Origin of the sequence: Thiobacillus denitrificans ATCC 25259, from assembly GCF_000012745.1 — a bacterium.
Classification (GTDB): Bacteria; Pseudomonadota; Gammaproteobacteria; order Burkholderiales; family Thiobacillaceae; genus Thiobacillus; species Thiobacillus denitrificans_B.
This window is the reverse complement of sequence record NC_007404.1, coordinates 2,608,540-2,624,723: the sequence shown is the minus strand read 5'-3', so window position 1 is coordinate 2,624,723 and position 16,184 is coordinate 2,608,540. Positions and strand designations below refer to the sequence as shown.

11 protein-coding genes are annotated in these 16,184 nt (G+C 67.2%); 3 read left to right on the top strand and 8 right to left on the bottom strand.

The window, feature by feature from the left end; genetic code table 11:
• Positions 1 to 14: 14 nt before the first annotated feature.
• Complete coding sequence (locus TBD_RS12790) at positions 15 to 5,897, top strand: Hpt domain-containing protein (RefSeq protein ID WP_011313060.1); 5,883 nt, start codon at positions 15 to 17, stop codon at positions 5,895 to 5,897.
• Between the two features lie 29 nt (positions 5,898 to 5,926).
• On the opposite strand, the gene TBD_RS12785 is transcribed toward TBD_RS12790, so the two are convergent.
• Together TBD_RS12785 and TBD_RS12780 are read right to left on the bottom strand one after the other, a co-directional pair.
• Complete coding sequence (locus tag TBD_RS12785) at positions 5,927 to 6,982, bottom strand: Sfum_1244 family protein (RefSeq protein ID WP_011313059.1); 1,056 nt, start codon at positions 6,980 to 6,982, stop codon at positions 5,927 to 5,929.
• Between the two features lie 88 nt (positions 6,983 to 7,070).
• Positions 7,071 to 8,903 carry a hypothetical protein gene (locus TBD_RS12780; RefSeq protein WP_011313058.1) on the bottom strand — a complete coding sequence of 611 codons (1,833 nt, stop codon included), beginning with the start codon at positions 8,901 to 8,903 and terminating at the stop codon, positions 7,071 to 7,073.
• A gap of 244 nt (positions 8,904 to 9,147) precedes the next feature.
• Here TBD_RS12780 and TBD_RS12775 point away from each other — a divergent pair, with 244 nt between their 5' ends.
• Together TBD_RS12775 and TBD_RS12770 are read left to right on the top strand one after the other, a co-directional pair.
• A complete protein-coding gene (locus tag TBD_RS12775; protein WP_011313057.1) occupies positions 9,148 to 10,200 on the top strand; it encodes a c-type cytochrome in 1,053 nt (350 codons plus the stop codon).
• Positions 10,197 to 10,655, top strand: a complete 459-nt coding sequence (locus TBD_RS12770) for a DUF302 domain-containing protein (protein WP_011313056.1) — start codon at positions 10,197 to 10,199, stop codon at positions 10,653 to 10,655. Before TBD_RS12775 ends, TBD_RS12770 begins: the two co-directional genes overlap by 4 nt.
• A gap of 23 nt (positions 10,656 to 10,678) precedes the next feature.
• Here TBD_RS12770 and TBD_RS12765 read toward each other — a convergent pair whose 3' ends face one another.
• The 6 genes from TBD_RS12765 to TBD_RS12740 all read right to left on the bottom strand — a co-directional run bounded on the left by TBD_RS12765 (position 10,679) and on the right by TBD_RS12740 (position 16,184).
• Complete coding sequence (locus tag TBD_RS12765) at positions 10,679 to 11,218, bottom strand: TIGR00645 family protein (protein WP_011313055.1); 540 nt, start codon at positions 11,216 to 11,218, stop codon at positions 10,679 to 10,681.
• 105 nt (positions 11,219 to 11,323) lie between these two features.
• Positions 11,324 to 12,640: an ATP-dependent protease ATPase subunit HslU gene (gene hslU / locus TBD_RS12760; RefSeq protein WP_011313054.1), complete on the bottom strand. Its 1,317-nt coding sequence runs from the start codon at positions 12,638 to 12,640 to the stop codon at positions 11,324 to 11,326.
• 83 nt (positions 12,641 to 12,723) lie between these two features.
• Positions 12,724 to 13,290, bottom strand: a complete 567-nt coding sequence (hslV, locus tag TBD_RS12755; protein WP_011313053.1) for an ATP-dependent protease subunit HslV — start codon at positions 13,288 to 13,290, stop codon at positions 12,724 to 12,726.
• An 81-nt stretch (positions 13,291 to 13,371) separates the two neighbouring features.
• A complete protein-coding gene (locus TBD_RS12750) occupies positions 13,372 to 14,484 on the bottom strand; it encodes an STAS domain-containing protein (protein WP_011313052.1) in 1,113 nt (370 codons plus the stop codon).
• 39 nt (positions 14,485 to 14,523) lie between these two features.
• Positions 14,524 to 15,294, bottom strand: coding sequence for a metal ABC transporter permease (locus TBD_RS12745; protein ID WP_011313051.1), 771 nt, complete (start codon positions 15,292 to 15,294; stop codon positions 14,524 to 14,526).
• Positions 15,291 to 16,184 (bottom strand): metal ABC transporter substrate-binding protein, encoded by an 894-nt coding sequence (locus tag TBD_RS12740; protein ID WP_011313050.1) that lies wholly within the window; start codon positions 16,182 to 16,184, stop codon positions 15,291 to 15,293. The genes TBD_RS12745 and TBD_RS12740 overlap by 4 nt, the downstream gene beginning before the upstream one ends.

The window sequence follows — 16,184 nt, the reverse complement described above, 5'->3', positions numbered from 1 at the left end:
TCAGGAATAACATCATGAGTGCCTTACTCGATTACGACACCGGTCCCCTGAATTGGGTGCGCGCGGACATCGACGCAGCCCTCCAGGCCGCGCTCGGGCGTATCCAGGCCTACAGCGCCGACGGCGATCTCACCAATGCCATGCGCCTGGCGCGCGACGACGCCCATCAGGTCGCCGGCGCGCTACGCATGGTCGGCCTCGAAGGCGCTGCGACGCTCGCCGATGCGCTGAAGTCGCTGCTCGGCGACCTCGACGAAAGTCGGGCACAGCCGAACGACGCGCTCGTGCGGGCGTTGCGCAACGCCATCGAGGGCCTGCAGCGCTGGGTGCGGGATCTCGCGGACGGCCGCGGCACCGGCGAACTCGCGCTGTTTCCGCTGTACAAGCGTTTGCGCGAACTGCAGGGCGCCGAGCGCGTGTTCGAAGGCGAGTTGTTCTTCCCCGACATGCGCAGCCGGGTGTCGCCCGGCCCCGCCGTGGCACTGGCGCCCGAAGCGCTCGCGGCCGAGGTCAAGTCCGCGCGTGCGACGTTCCAGCGCGGGCTGCTGGCCTTTCTGCGCAACGTCGACGCCGAGCAGGGTCTGCGCCGCATGCGCGACGCGCTTGCGGCGATCGAGCAGGTCGCGCCCTCGCAGGCCTCGCGCACCTTCTGGTGGGCCTGTGTGGGCTTCGTCGACAGTCTGATCGCGCACGGCGTCGAAGCCGACTTCCACGTCAAGCAATTGCTCGCCCGCGTCGACCTGCAGATGCGGCGGCTCATGGAAGGCTCGCCGCAGGTTGCCGAACGTCTGCTGCGCGACGCGCTCTTCTTCGTCGCGAAGAGCCAGAGCCTCGACGGCCGTGCGGCCGAAGTCCGCGCCACCTTCGGCCTCGATCGCTACCTGCCAGGGCGCGGCATGCTCGATCCCGAGGCGCTGGCGCGCATGCGCCCGGTGCTCGACGCGCTCAACGCCGGCCTGAAGGCCGCGCACGACAACTGGCGCGCCTATGTCGAAGGCGACGCAGCGCAGTTGGTGCAATTCCAGACCCAGCTCGAACGCATGCAGCCCCAGACGCAGATGCTCGCCGAAAGTGGCCTCAAGGCCTTGCTCGACGGCCTCTCGGCACTTGCCGCGGCGACCGGCACGCGTACGGGCGAAGCCCGCGAACAGGCCGAACTCGAAGTGGCGGCGACGCTGCTCTTCCTGCAGAACGGGGTGGCGCAGGAAGACGTGCTGCATGCCGATTTCGCCGCCCGCGCCGCTGCCCAGCATGCACGCCTGATGGCCCTGATCGAAGGCCGCGAGATGCCGGCCGGCGCACCCGACGCCGCCGCCCAGCGCGAAGCCGAGCGTGACATGCTGACGCACATGGCGCAGGAGGTCGGACAAAATCTGAAGCAGATGGAGGAGGCCCTCGACGCCTTCTTCCGTGACGAGAACGAGCGCGAGGCGCTCGCGGGCTTGCCCGCGCTGGCGCAGCAGGCCCAGGGCGCGCTGACCATGCTCGAACTGCCCGACGCGGCCGCATTGCTGATCGCCGCGAGCGCCAGCGTGCAGCCCTTCATCGACAGCGGCTATCCTGACCAAGCGGCGCAGCAGCGTCTGGCCGACGCGTTCTCGAGCCTCGGGCTGTACATCGAAGCCTACTGCGCCGGCCGCGCCGATGCGGCGCGCATCCTGCGCCCGGTGCTGGCCGAGTTCGGTCTCACTGCGTCGAACGGCGCGGACGAAGGCGGGTTTGACGACACCGTCGAATCCGGGCTCCCCGGGCGCAAGACCGAGGTCCGGGACACTTATGCTGTGTGGCGGGACGACCCGGACGGCGCGGCAAAAAAAAAATTCCTTGACGCGCTGAGCGAGCTCGGCCGCGATGCCGAGCTGATCGACGACGTCCGACTGAAGCAGCAGACCGGATCGGCGCTCGCTGCCTGCCGGGAGGCAGCGGCGGCACCCGTCGCACTCGACGCCGACATCGCCGCGCTCACCGGACTCGCGTTACCCGCACGTGCGACCGCCACGATCGCCGTCGATGACGACGCCGTCACGGAGCCGGATGAATCCGAGCCCGTCGCAGAGGCGCCTGCCGATCCCCTGGAAGCGTTTGCCGTCACCGGACTCGAGGTCTCAGCGGACGTCGAAGCCCCGCCGGTTTCTCTCCTCGCGGGGCTGCCCGAGGTCGAGCTCGGGCCCGAGCTGGCATCAGCATCGGCGGACACCGGTACAAGCGCGACGGACACTATGCTTCGCGTCGTGATTCCCGAAGGGGCTGAGCCCGAACTGCTCGATATCTTTCTCGAGGAGGCCGAGGAGGTGCTTGCGACGATGGGCGAGGCCTGCGAGGGCTGCCAGAGCCAGCCGGACGACCGCGAGTCGCTGACCGTCGTGCGCCGCGCCTTCCATACGCTCAAGGGCAGTGGCCGCATGGTCGGGCTCGAAGACCTCGGTGAGACCGCGTGGCGCCATGAACAGCTGCTGAACGGCTGGCTCGCCGAGAAAAAACCCGTCAGCGCCGACCTGATCCATCTCGTCGGCCGAGCGCGTTCGGTATTCCACGACTGGGTCGACGCCCTCAAGACCAAGCGGACGCCGCTGCTTCCGGTCCCTGCCTTGCTCGACGCGGTCGACCGCGTCGCCCAAGGCCTTCCGTTCGACGCGCCGGTCGTCGAATTTGTGGCCGTGGCGCCGAGCGGGCCGACCTCTGAACTGCCATCGCTCGACATCAGCCTCAAGGCGGCGGACGACGTGACGCCATCGGCGCAATCGGATGCCACGATCGATGCATGGCCCGGCCTCGACGAGACCGAGCCGGGCCGCGTGGCCGCGGATTCTCCTGCCGCCGAGGCGGACTCCTGCGGCGTCGATGCGCCGCCTGTCCAGCCCGCGGTGCTCGAAGTCGAACCCGCGTTCTCGCTGCCCGAGACCACGGGCGACGCCTTCGTCGCGCCGCCGGCGCAGCCCGAAGTGCAGCCCGTGTCCGACAACGACGCGGCGCATGGCGCCGTCGTCGAATACGCCCGCGTGCCGGCCGGGCAGGACGCTACGGACGAAGTGTGCATCGGCAGCGTCTGCGTTTCGAGCGGTCTCTACGAGATTTTCGTCACTGAGGCGCATCAGCGCCTCGCGGTGCTGCAGGAAGAAAGTGCGCGGCACGCCGAAACGGTGCATCGTGCGGTCGGTGAGGATGCGCGGCGCGCCGTTCATACGCTCGGCGGCATCGCGGGCACCGCGGGGCTCGGCGTTCTCGCCGAGTTGTCGCTCGCACTCGAGCAGTACTGGAACCGCTTTGCCCACTTGCCGCTTCCTCCGGCGCATCTGCCGCTGGTCCAGGATACGGTCGCGCGCCTGCACGCCATGATGGCGTCGGTCGAGGGCGGCGAGTTGCCCGAACCCGCGCACGACCTGATCGCCGCGCTCGGCGAACTCGAGGATGAACAGTCCGAGCTCGACGCCCAGGCATTCGCGCCGACCGCTGAGGCGAGCGGCGGCGAGGACGCAACCGGGATCGTTGCGCCGGATTTGGACACGGCGGCCCGCGGCGATACGCGCGCCCCGCTGCCCGACGTCAGCACATTCGTGCCCGAGAGCCCCGCTGCGGGACCGGCGCCCGTCTTCGAACGACGCGAGGTCGCCGACGAAATCGACCAGCAGCTGCTGCCGATTTTCCTCGAGGAGGCCGACGTGCTGGTCCCCGATACCAGTGTTCAGCTCCGCGTGTGGAAGGCCGACCCGGCGGCGTCGGGCCCGCGCGACGCGTTGCGCCGCAACCTGCATACGATCAAGGGCAGCGCGCGCATGGTCGGCGCGATGCGTCTCGGCGAGCTGACCCACGTGATGGAATCGCGGGTGATCGCGGTGATCGAGGGCCAGCTCAGTGCGACCGAGGCCGTGTTCGACACGCTCGAAGCGCAGCTCGACCGTCTTGCCGATGCCGTCGAGCGCCTCAAGCAGGGCGAGCTTGCGCCGCCGATCGACGACGCACCGCTCGCCGCGCCGACCGAGCCCGTGCTGCGGCCGGAAGAAGCCGCGGCGACGGCCGCTGCGGCCGAGCCGCTCGCGCCGGCGCAAGCAGCCAGCCGCGACAGTAATGCGCTTACCTTGCGCGTCCGCGCCGACTGGGTCGACCGCATGGTCAATCAGGCGGGCGAGGTCGCGATCGCACGGTCGCGGATCGAGAGCGAAGTGTTTGCCTTCAAGCGTCACGTCAACGAATTGTCGGACGCGCTGGCGCGGCTGCGCGGCCATATCCGCGAAGTCGAAATCCAGGCCGAGTCGCAGATGCAGGCGACGTTCCAGACCCAAGGCGTCGCGGAACAATTCGACCCGCTCGAATTCGACCGTTTCACGCGTTTCCAGGAGGTCACGCGCTTCCTCGCTGAAAGCGTGAACGACATCTCGACCGTGCAGCACATCCTGCTCGCGCGGCTCGGCGAGGCCGACGCCGCCTTGATCCAGCAGACGCGACTGAACCGCGAACTGCAGCAGGACCTGCTGCGCGTGCGCATGGTGCCGCTCTATTCGGTCGCTGAGCGACTGTATCGCACGGTGAGGCAGACTGCGCGCGACGTCGACAAGCGTGCGCAGCTCGACATCCAGGGCGGCGACCTGGAAATCGACCGCTCGGTGCTGGAAAAAGTCACGGCGCCGATCGAGCATCTGCTGCGCAACGCACTGGCCCACGGCGTCGAGGCGCCCGAAGTGCGCCGCGCCGCGGGCAAGCCCGAGTTCGGCGAAATCGTGCTGTCGGCGCGCCAGTCGGGCAACGAAATGCTGATCACGGTGACGGACGACGGTGCCGGCCTCGATTACGCACGCATTCGACAGAAGGCCGAGGAAAACGGTCTCCTGCTGCCAGGCGCCGAACCGACCGAAAGTCTGCTCGCGCAGATGATCTTCGCCGCCGGCTTCTCCACGGCCGAAACCGTGAGTCAGGTCGCCGGACGCGGCGTCGGCATGGACGTCGTGAAAAGCGAGATCTCGGCGCTCGGCGGCCGCATCGACATCGCCTCGACCGCGGGCCGGGGCACGCGCTTCGAGATCTATCTGCCATTGACGCTGGCGATGACGCAGGCGGTCATGGTCCAGGCGGCGAAGCACGACTACGCGCTGCCGGCGCCGCTCGTCCAGCAGGTGCTCGAACTGAAGCCGCACGAGCTCGAGCAGGCCAGGGCCAGCGGAGAAGTCAACTGGCGCGGCGCGCGTTACCCCTTCGCCTATTTACCTCACCTGCTCGGCGACCCCGACGCGGTGCACGAAGTGCAGCGCTACAACCCGGTCGTGCTCGTCGCCAGCGGCGCGAGCCAGGCGGCGGTGCTGGTCGACCTCATCGAGGGAACGCGCGAAATCGTGGTCAAGAACATCGGCCCGCAGATCGCGCGGATCACGGGCGTCGCCGGCGCGACCGTGCGTGGCGACGGGCGCGTGATCCTGATCCTCAATCCCGTACCGCTGGCGCTGCGTCAGGCGAGCCAGTCGCGGAGCGCGGCGGGACGCAGCGCGCCGGTCGCGCCGGTCGAGGTCAGCGCGGCGCCGCAGCCGCCGCTGGTGCTCGTAGTCGACGATTCGCTGACCGTGCGCAAGATCACGACGCGCCTGCTGAGTCGCGAGGGTTTCCGCGTCGACGCCGCGAAGGACGGCGTCGATGCGCTCGAGAAAATGCACGACCTGATCCCGGACGTCGTATTGCTCGACGTTGAGATGCCGCGCATGGACGGCTTCGAGCTCGCGCGGGTCATGCGCGCGGACGCGCGCCTCGCGTCGGTGCCGATCATCATGATCACCTCGCGCACTGCGGACAAGCACCGCAACCACGCGCTCGAAATCGGCGTCAACGTGTACCTGGGCAAGCCCTATCAGGAGCAGCAGCTGCTCGACGCGATCGCAGAACAACTCGGTCAGACCGTTTCGCTACCGGCCTGATAAAAGGGCTGAAGCGGAGGGCGCTCGGGTCAGAGCCTGAGCTTGCCCAGGTCGGCGTCGGCGAGGCGGGCGATCCTGGCATCGGCAGTGTCCGGATCGCGCAGATAAGTCGTCGTCAGTTGGCGCGCCGCGTCGAGCCAGTGGCCTTGCGCGCCCGCCACGACGTCGACGAAAGGCCCGCCGTCGCGGCTCGCGAGCCAAGTCTCGTAGGCCTGTTGCAGGGCCGGAAACAGGGCGCGTCGTAACCCGGACAGATTCGCGACGTAGAAGTGCAGCGAGCCGACGGCCCCACGCTCGATCAGCGTGGGCAAGGTCACGAGGCAGTCGGCGAGGTGATCTCGCACCGCGCGCGCCAGCAGTTCGGCGTGTCGCGAACCGAGTTGGCCCAGCATCGTGTTCCAGTCCTCGCCGAGCAAGACTTCGGCGCGCGCCTCGCCGATCTCGTGCAGGATCATGGCCTCGCTTTCGGCTTCAGCCATGCGGTCGAGCGCGCGCTCGCTGTCGCCGTCGAAGCCGTAGTGGGCGAAGGCGCGGCCGAGCGCCGTGTCCTTTTCCTTCCACTGCCATTCCTCGTATTTGTTCCACAGCAGGCGACGCACCGCGTCCGTGCGCAAGAAGATGGCGCCGTCGCGCATCGCGGCCGGCGGCGCGATCAGGTCGCGCGCGTATTCGCAGCCTGCGACGAGCACCTTGACGCCTTCGCGGACTTCGGCGCGCTTCAGTTCGGCGAGCACGAAATGCGGCTTGCGGAAGCGGCCGAGACCGCTGCTGTAGACGAGGCCCTGGGGGATCAGTGCGCGGTTGACGTCGTCGGTCTCGAAGGGGTCGATTTCGCCTTCGTTGAGCGGGAGTCGGGCGAATTCCTCTTCTTCCACCGTATCCCAGAGGCTTTCCCGAGCGTTCAGCCAGTCGCCGAGCTCGTCGCGGGGCAGCCGCGCCCCATAGGGGATTTCCATCTCCCAGCGGTAGTACTCGCGCATTTCGAGCAGGAAGGTGCACATCGTCATGTCACGGGCGTGACGGGCATCCGCGATGGTGCAGTTCTTCTGTACGGTGTCGATCAGGGCGGACAGGTTTTCGACCATGGAGGGGCTCCTGCAACAGCTTCACTCCGCAGTGTACAAACAAATACGGCCCGAATAACCGGGCCGTATTCAGGGGCATCACGCGTCCTCAATGGCGGCGCGTGGCGCCGAAATAACCCAGATCGGCGTGCGTGCGGCGGCTGAATTCGAAGCGCGCGGCGTCCGCTCCGCTGAACTGGCCCGCCAGTTCGCCGTAAACCTCGGTCGCCCAGCGCTTGTCGTTGAGGGCGTCGGCGATGCCCTCGGCCCAGCGCAGCTTGTCGGCCGGCGCGGAAAGGTGGGCGCCGCATTGCACGTACCATTTTTTCAATGCCTCGGTGGGCAGCGCGAAGCCCTTGAGCCGGTCGATGAACTGGATGCAGGCGTCGCCGCTCGGGCACGCCGCCGCCGCGGCCGCATAGAGTTCGTCGGCCTTGGCCTCGTCGCCCATCGAACCGTACAGGCGGCCGATGTGGGTCAGCGCGAAATGGTCCTTCGCCTGCGCGCGCGCGAGTTCGAGTAGGCGGCCGGCCTCGGCGCTGTCCCGGGTCGCCGCGTAGCTCGCCTCGGCGAGTTTGGCGATGTCGTAAACCGAGGTCTCGGAATCGGCGGCGAGTTCGGCCTCACGCGCGGCGAGGTAGGCGCGCGCCTTCGACACGCCGAGTTCGCGATGCTGAAGATGCGCGGCGGTCACGACCAGATCCCGGAAGGCGACGAAGTCGGCCGCATTTTCGGCGGCGCGGTCGAGCAGGCGTTCGAGCCAGGCCGTGTCGTCGAGGTTCTTGTCGACCGCCAGAAGAATCGGCTTGTAACGTGAGAACTGATAGCCGGTGCCGTCGAGAAGGGTTTCCGCCGACTCGATCAGCTTGGCCGAATAGAAGGGGTCTTCCAGTTCCAGCCGGACGCGTTCGGCGAGGGCGAGGAACTGCTTGACGTTGACCGCATCTTTTTCGAGTTGCTGGAATTCCATGTAGCGCGCGTGATTGGCTTGGCGCTTCTCGAGCTTGGCCTTGACCCGCGCGAGGCGCTCGGCGTCGTCGGCGAGATGGGCCTCGACCGCGCTGACGAGCTTCTGCATCTCGTCGAGCCCCGCCACCGCGTCTTCGGCCTTGTCGAGCAGGGCGGCGGCGCCGGACTTGTCGCCGACGCCGGCAAGCCCGGCGGCGAGTTCGATGTAGTCGCCGGTCGCGCTGGCGAGATCGCCCGCCTTCTTGAGCGCGGCCTGGGTGAATGCGGCGTCCCCCGCCTGTTTCGCCGACTCGATCAGCGTCTTCGCGGCGTTGAAGTCGGTCGCACCCTCGAGCGCGCGCTGGTAGAGCGCACGCGCTTTTTCGGGGTCACCGAGAGTCTTGGTCACCTCGGCGGCGAGCGCCAGCAGATCTGGCACTGCGGAAAGCTTCTCGGCGGCCTTGCTGAAGATCGCCGCGGCGTACTCCTTGTCCAGCAGGTGTTCCGCCGAGGCGGCAGCGAGCTTGCTGTACTCGACCGCGCGCGAAATCTTCGCCTCGGCCTTCTCGAGGACCTTCTTGGCGAAGGCCGGGTCGGCGATCACGCCCATGACGTTCCTCGCAAGATCGATCAGCGGGTCGAGATTGCCGGTTTCCTTGAGCGCTTTTTCATAGGCGCCGATCGCGGCGGCCTTGTCGCCCGAGATCTTGAACTTGGCTTCCGCCAGCGCGACCTGCTCGTCCCCGCTCATGCAGTAGTCTTCCGCGGTCTGCAGCAGTTCCTCGGCCCGGGCCTGCTCGCCCAGCGCCTGGTAGACGATCGCGCAGGCAGCCAGGTCTTTGGTGAATTGGCAGTCGTCCGCGACGCGGTCCATCAGCTCCTTCGCATAGGCCGCGTCGGTCGGCTCCTGCAGCGCTTCGAGCGCAAGGGCCGCGTATTCGGCGCCGCTGCTGCATTGCCCTTCCTTGGAAGCGAGAGTGTCGCGGGTCGCCATGGGGTGTCTCCGAAAAAAAGATATGAAAAGAGGTTCCGCGATTTTCCGTCGGCGTACCGATCGCAGCCAATAAGTAATGTCGATGGCGCTATTAGCCGGGCCCTGCCGAAAGTCCCGAGCGGCGCGCGGGATGTCGGCTATATTTGGCGGCAGGAGTGACGGAAATTCGCGCTATCGCGCTTATTAAATATATATTAATATAATAATATATTAAATCGTGTCCGATCGGATGGATGGGAAGATCATGCTGATGCGTCTGTTACTGCTTGCAAGCTTCGTGGCGGGTCTCGCCCCGTCCATGCTCCAGGCGGCCGCCGTCGACGGCGCCCGGCTCTACGGCCGCAATTGTGCGGCCTGCCATGGGGTCAACGGCACCGGTGGGATCGGGGTTCCGCTCGCGCTGCCGGCCTTCCAGGCGGCCGTCAGCGACGACTACCTGCGCAAGACCATTCGCTACGGCAGGCCCGGCCGGGTGATGCCCGCGTTTGCGCACCTCGACAAGGCCGAAGTCGAGGCGATCGTGCGCCACGTGCGCGGCTGGAATAAGGGCGGCACGGCCGTGTTTTCGGAGCAGCCGGTGAAAGGTGACCCTGCGCGCGGCAAGCAGCTTTTCGCCAAGCACTGCGCGGCCTGCCACGGCGCCGACGGTGAAGGCGGAAAAGGCACGGGCGTCACCTTCTCGCGCCCGCGCGATCTGCTGATCATGGCGCCCGCCCTGCACAACCCGGGCTTCCTCAAGGCCGCCAGCGACGCGATGATCAAGGCCACGCTGATGCACGGCCGCGAGGGTACGCCGATGGTGTCCTTCCTCAAGCAAGGGCTCACCGAAAAGGACATTGACGACATCGTCAGCCATGTCCGCAATTTTGAAAAAGAGCCGCTGCCGGGAAGCGCGAAGATCCTCAAAGTCGGGAGCCCGGTGATCGTCCGCGATTCGGACTACGACTTCGATACGACGGTCGAGAACGTCAAGCGCGCGGTGAGCAACAACAACTTCTTCTACGGGCGCGTGCAGACCCTGGAATACGGGTTGACGAAGCCTGAAAACGAAAATCCCAAGCAGGTGATCGTTTATTTCTGCAACATCAGCATGCTCAACCAGGCGCTGGCCATCGACCCGCGGGTCGGCATGTTCCTGCCGTGCCGCGTCACGATCCTGGAAAACGCGGGCAAGGTGCAGGTGATGTCGGTCAATCCCAATGTGCTGAGCCGCCTGTTCAACAACTCGGAACTGAACCGGCTGTGCGACGAGATGACGAAGAGTTACACCGCGATCCTCGAGGAGGCCACCTTATGAAGACATCGCTGAGTTGGCTCGGCGCCGCTTGCCTGAGCGTGCTGCTGAGCGCGCCTGCTGCGGCGGCCGACCTCATGATGACGCGCGTCGACACCCAGTTCCCCGAAGCGATGACGCTGCTGCAGTCGGCCATCTCCTCGCGCGGCTACGCCGTCACGCGCCTTCAGCAGGTCAACGAAAACCTCGAGCGCCGCGCCTACAAGAGCGACATGTATCGCGTGGTGTACTTCGGCAAGCACGACGAGGTCCGGCGCGCGACTGCGAAGGAGCCGGGCCTGATTCCGTTTCTGCCGCTCAACATCACGATCTTCGCCGAAGGCGACCAGGCCATACTCGTGACCGGCCATCCGAAGATGCTGCGCGAGTTTTTCCCGGACCCCGAACTCAGGCCGCTTTTCGAGCGCTGGGAAAAGGACGTCGTCGAGATCATGGACGAGGTACGGGAAGCGCACTGAGCGGGCGGTTCCCCCGGGCGGAGTTAGTGCTTGCCGGTCTGCGGCATCAGCTTGTCGATGTAGGCGATCGCGACCGCCGAGACGATGAACGCCATGTGGATGACGGTCTGCCAGAGCAGCACCTTGTCGGCAAGGTTGGGCGCGTTGATGAAGGTCTTCAACAGGTGGATCGACGAGATGCCGATGATCGCAGTCGCGAGCTTGACCTTCAGCACGTTGGCGTTGACGTGCGACAGCCACTCGGGCTCGTCGGGATGGCCCTCGAGGTTGAGGCGCGAGACGAAGGTCTCGTAGCCGCCGACGATGACCATGATCAGCAGGTTCGAAATCATGACGACGTCGATCAGGCCGAGCACGATCAGCATGATCGCCTCTTCGGACAGCGTGAAGGTGCCGACGACGAGATGCTCGAGTTCGACCATGAAATGGACGACGTACACGAGTTGCGCACCGATCAGGCCCAGATACAGCGGGACCTGAAGCCAGCGGCTTCCGAACAGGATCGTGGAGAGGAATTTGCCGCGGGCTTCGATCGGCTGGCGGGGAACGGCGTCGGATTTCATCGGGTGGATTACGCTGAACAAGAAAAGTGAATCGGTAGGGGCCGCGGCGTCAGGCGTAGCCGCACGCGCGGCGTCACGGCGGCCGCCTATGCTAACAGCAGTTGCCTACAGCACGTAGCGGGCGAGGTCCTCGCGTGCGGCGAGCGCCGCGAGCCGGCTGCTGACCGCCTCGGCATCGATGACGTGCTCGCCGGTAACGCTCCCGGCGTCGAAGGAAATATCCTCGAGCAGCTTTTCCATGACCGTGTGCAGGCGGCGGGCGCCAATGTTCTCGGTGCGCTCGTTGACCTCGAACGCGATCTCGGCGATCCGCCGGATGCCGCCTTCGGTGAAGCGCAGGGCCACGCCTTCGGTCGCCAGCAACGCTTCGTACTGCCGCGTCAGGCAGGCGTCGGTCGCGGTTAGGATGCGCTCGAAGTCGTCCACCGAAAGCGCCTGCAATTCGACGCGGATCGGCAGCCGCCCCTGCAGTTCCGGAATCAGGTCCGACGGCTTCGAGAGGTGAAACGCGCCGCTCGCGATGAAGAGGATGTGATCGGTCTTGACCATGCCGTACTTGGTCGAGACCGTCGTGCCCTCGATCAGCGGCAGCAGGTCGCGCTGCACGCCCTGGCGCGAGACGTCGCTGCCGTGCGCGTCGCTGCGCGTGGCGATCTTGTCGATCTCGTCGAGGAAAACGATGCCGTTCTGCTCGACCGCCTCGAGCGCCTGTTGCTTCGTCTCCTCGTCGTTGATGAGGCGGGTGGCTTCCTCTTCGGTCACGAGCTTCACGGCTTCGCGCACCTTGAGCTTGCGCATCTGCTTGCGGCTCTGCCCGAGGTTCTGGAACATGCCCTGCAGTTGCTGCGACAGGTCTTCCATGCCCGGCGGTGCGAAAATTTCCATGCTCGGGGTGACCGCTGCGACCTCGATCTCGATTTCCTTGTCGTCGAGCTGACCCTCGCGCAGCATCTTGCGGAAGCGCTGCCGCGCCGCGCCGTCGCTGCGGGGCGGTTCGGTTTCGCCGAAGCCGCGCGACGGCGGCAGCAGCGCGTCGAGAATGCGCTCCTCGGCGCCTTCCTCGGCGCGGAACCGCACCTTCGCGGTCGCCTGTTCGCGCATCTGCTTGACAGCCGTCTCCATGAGGTCGCGGACGATCGTGTCGACGTCGCGCCCGACGTAGCCGACCTCGGTGAACTTCGTCGCCTCGATCTTGATGAACGGGGCGTTGGCAAGCCGCGCCAGGCGCCGCGCGATCTCGGTCTTGCCGACCCCGGTCGGGCCGATCATCAGGATGTTCTTGGGCGTGATTTCCTGGCGCAACGGCTCCGCGACCTGCTGGCGCCGCCAGCGGTTGCGCAGCGCGACGGCGACCGCGCGCTTGGCGGCGGCCTGGCCGACGATGTGCTTGTCGAGTTCGTGGACGATTTCCTTGGGAGTCATTTTAGGGGCCGGGATTCAGGATTCAGGGATCAGGGGGGCGTTGTCGCTTCGCGGCTTCTTTTAGGGGCGCGGCCGGAGGCCGCTCATTCCCTGACCCCTGAATCCTGACCCCTGTCCCCTAGCACTTCAATCACGTGATTCTGGTTCGAATAAATGCAGATGTCGCCTGCGATGGTGAGGCTCTTCTTGACGATTTCAAGGGGCGCGAGATCCGTATTCTCGAGCAGCGCCCGCGCGGCCGACTGGGCGAACGCACCGCCCGAGCCGATCGCGGCGATGCCGAGCTCGGGTTCGAGTACGTCGCCGTTGCCGGTGATGATCAGCGAATGCTCGCGGTCGGCGACCGCGAGCATCGCCTCGAGGCGGCGCAGCATGCGATCGGTGCGCCAGTCCTTGGCGAGCTCGACCGCGCTGCGCAATAGATGCCCCGAATGCTTGTCGAGCTTCGCTTCGAAGCGCTCGAACAGCGTGAAGGCGTCGGCCGTGCCGCCGGCGAAACCGGCGAGGACCTTTTCCTGATAGAGCCGGCGAATCTTGCGCGCGGTGGACTTGATGACGATGTTGCCCAAGGTCACCTGGCCGTCGCCGCCGAGCGCGACTTCGGCGCCGCGACGGACTGAAAGGATGGTGGTGCCTCGATACTGTTCCATGATGATCCTGAAAAGCGTTTGCGCGACCGGCGTAGTGAGCCGGTCGCGACCTGCCGATGCGTCCTGCGGGGCCCGGCCTGCTCAGTCGGGGTGACGTGGCAGCAGCTGCGCCAGCTGATCGATCCCCATGACGCGGAAAAGTTCGTGAATCAGCGCGTTGTGGCCGCGCAGGGTGATGCTCTTGCCGCTGCCCAGGCACTGCATCAGCACGCTGATGAACTGGCTGACGCTGCCGTAATCGACGCGTGCGACCTCGCTGAGGTCGACCAGCACCTCGTTGTGGTTGGCGGCATGGGCGCTCAGTTGTTGCAGCGCGCTGTCGTCGGCGGGCGTGATTTCGCCGCTCAGCCGCACTGCGTCGTCGACCGGCGCGGCTGGCTCGGCGTGGACCACCTCGGCGGCCTGCACCTCGCTCCAGGAAGGCGGCGACACCTCGAAACGCACGGCGTAGTCGACGGCCAGATCTTCAAAGCGCTCCTGCTGTCCGAGGGTCTGGTAGAGCTCGAGCAGCAGCAGCCAGTGGACGGCGCGGCTGTGCGTTGCGCGCAGCAGATCCTGCAGCAGGGCGATGAGGCGGTCGACCCCGCTGACCTGGAGCTTGCGCCGGGCCTTGCGCGCGGCGCCGAGGATCCTGGCGCATTCTTCGGCGCCCGACTCGTCGACCATCTCGATCCGCGAGAAGTCGATGCGCACGACCGCATTCTTGGCGGCGCCGCCGATCCCTTCGTGCAGCATGGCAGCCGCCGCTTTATCGAGCAGGCTTGGCAATTCGAGCTGGGCCGACTGCTGCTGCGGCAGGCTGCCGCTGGCCTCCGTGGCAGCGGGCTTGTGCCAGACCGGCGGCGAGGACTCGAAGCGGCGCGCGTAATCGAGCGCAAGCTGATCGAAGTCCTTTTCGCGGTTCTGCAGCGCATAGAGGTCGAACAACATGTACCAGGCGCGGCGATCGCCCCCGGCGAGGACGTCCCGCAGCATGCGCTCGGCCATGTCGGGCTGCGCACTCGCGTAGAGGATCGCGGCCTCGTCGATCGGCGACTGCGGCGCTCCGCTCGTCTCTTCGACCACGATGCCGCTGCCGCCCGCGCGGCCCATCGTGAGCATGGGCTGGGTAAACGGGTCGGCGATCGGCGCGGGCTGCTTGGGCGTGGGCGCGCTGGGCTTGTCCTTGCCTTTTTTGAAAAACGGGAGAGCCACGGAAGGGTATGCGAGCGTCGGGGGCGGAGTCAGCAGATACTAGCGCTCTCCACCCGCTGCGGCAACCCGAAGCAGGGCGCCGCCCAGGAGGGCGATGACGGCCAGCGCGACGACGATCGCGGGCCCTGCCGGCAGGTCGTAGCCGGCCGAGAATGCGAGGCCGCCACCGTAGCCCGCGGCACCGAGCAGCCAGCCGCTCGCGACGGCGCGGGCTGGGGCCAGCCCGCGCACCGCCAGCGCCGGCAGAATCAGGCTCGCGAACACCAGATACACGCCGACCAGTTGCACGGACGCCGTGATCGCCAGCGCGAAGACGAGATAGAAGGGGAGACCTGTGAGGCGCTCGCGCCGCCATGCCATTACCGCGAGCAGCAGCGCGTACAGCGCGGCGATCCACAGCGCCTGCGAACGCGTCGCCCACAAAAGCTGGCCGGTCAGCAGTTCGGCCAGATGCTCGCCGCCGTGGGGGTCGCCCGCCAGCAGCAGGACGGCGAGGCTGGCGCCGACGACAAAGCTCGAACCGATCAGCGCTTCCTGGATCGCGGGCCAGCGCTTTTCGAAGCCTGCGAGCAGCGCGGCGCCCGCGAGCGCGGCCGTCGCCGCGGCGGCCTGCGTGGCCCAGTCGCTGGCGGCGAGATCGAGGGCGTGTGCCGCGACTACGCCGAGGACGGCGAGCTGCGCGATCGCGAGGTCGAGAAAAATGATGCCGCGCGCGAGCACCCGCCGCCCGAGCGGGACGTGGGTCGCGAGCACCAGCAGCCCGACCGCGAAGGGCCAGGCCAGCAGGTCGGGGGCGAACGCCGCGTTCATCGTGCCGCCTTCAGCAGCTGGTCCAGCGTGTCGTCGAAGAGCGCGAACAAATCCTTCGCCTGCGCGTTGCCGCCCACGGTATACGGCAAGGCGAGCGCCGGAATGCCTGCGCGGTCGGCGAGCCAGGCCGCCGGACGCGGACTCTGATAGGCGGTTCGCAGCACCATCCGCGCCGGGGTCGTTTCGAGCTGCGCCGCCACGCGCGCGAGATGGGCGACCGACGGGTCGACCCCCGGCTTGGGCTCCAGGATGGCGACCTCGCGCAGTCCGAGCCAGGCGAGCAGGTAGCTGAACGACTTGTGCTGAACCGCGACCGGGACACTCTTTAGCGTGGCGGCGCGCGCTTCCCAGCGCGCGATCGCGGCCTGCCAGCGCGTGCCGAAGGCCTGCCCTCGCGCGCGGTAAGCCGCGGCCTTGGTGGGATCGAGCTCGGCCATGCGCGCCGTCAGCGACTCGGCGACGCGCAGGATGTTGCGCGGGTCGGTGTGGATGTGCGGATTGCCGAGCGCATGCACGTCGCCCTCGGCGCGATCGAGCCGGCGCGGCTTGTCGAGCAGGGGAACCAAACGTGCGGCCTCGAAGTAGCCGGGCCGCCCGGGCTGGACGCGGGCGTTTCCGGACTCGCGCAGCAATACCGGCAGCCAGCCGATTTCGAGTTCGGCTCCCGTACACACCGCGAGGTCGGCGCGCCGCATTTGCGCGATCAGGCTCGGCCGCGCCTCGATTCGGTGCGGGTCCTGGGTCGCGGTCGTCGCGGCGTAGACCTTGACGTCGTCGCCGCCGATTTCCCTCGCCAGCGCGGCCCACTCGGGCTCGCAGGCGAAGACGTTGAGGCTCGCGTAGGCGGCGACGGGCAGCCACAGGGCGAGCGCAAGAAGCAGTCGTTTCAT

Bases quoted from the DNA above. Each gene is read 5' to 3' on its own strand.
- TBD_RS12785 (WP_011313059.1), bottom strand. From the start codon at position 6,982: ATGGTCGAAAACCTGTCCGCCCTGATCGACACCGTACAGAAGAACTGC.
- TBD_RS12790 (WP_011313060.1), top strand. From the start codon at position 15: ATGAGTGCCTTACTCGATTACGACACCGGTCCCCTGAATTGGGTGCGC.
- hslV (WP_011313053.1), bottom strand. From the start codon at position 13,290: ATGGAACAGTATCGAGGCACCACCATCCTTTCAGTCCGTCGCGGCGCC.
- TBD_RS12740 (WP_011313050.1), bottom strand. From the start codon at position 16,184: ATGAAACGACTGCTTCTTGCGCTCGCCCTGTGGCTGCCCGTCGCCGCC.
- TBD_RS12765 (WP_011313055.1), bottom strand. From the start codon at position 11,218: ATGAAATCCGACGCCGTTCCCCGCCAGCCGATCGAAGCCCGCGGCAAA.
- TBD_RS12745 (WP_011313051.1), bottom strand. From the start codon at position 15,294: ATGAACGCGGCGTTCGCCCCCGACCTGCTGGCCTGGCCCTTCGCGGTC.
- TBD_RS12770 (WP_011313056.1), top strand. From the start codon at position 10,197: ATGAAGACATCGCTGAGTTGGCTCGGCGCCGCTTGCCTGAGCGTGCTG.
- hslU (WP_011313054.1), bottom strand. From the start codon at position 12,640: ATGACTCCCAAGGAAATCGTCCACGAACTCGACAAGCACATCGTCGGC.
- TBD_RS12780 (WP_011313058.1), bottom strand. From the start codon at position 8,903: ATGGCGACCCGCGACACTCTCGCTTCCAAGGAAGGGCAATGCAGCAGC.
- TBD_RS12775 (WP_011313057.1), top strand. From the start codon at position 9,148: ATGCTGATGCGTCTGTTACTGCTTGCAAGCTTCGTGGCGGGTCTCGCC.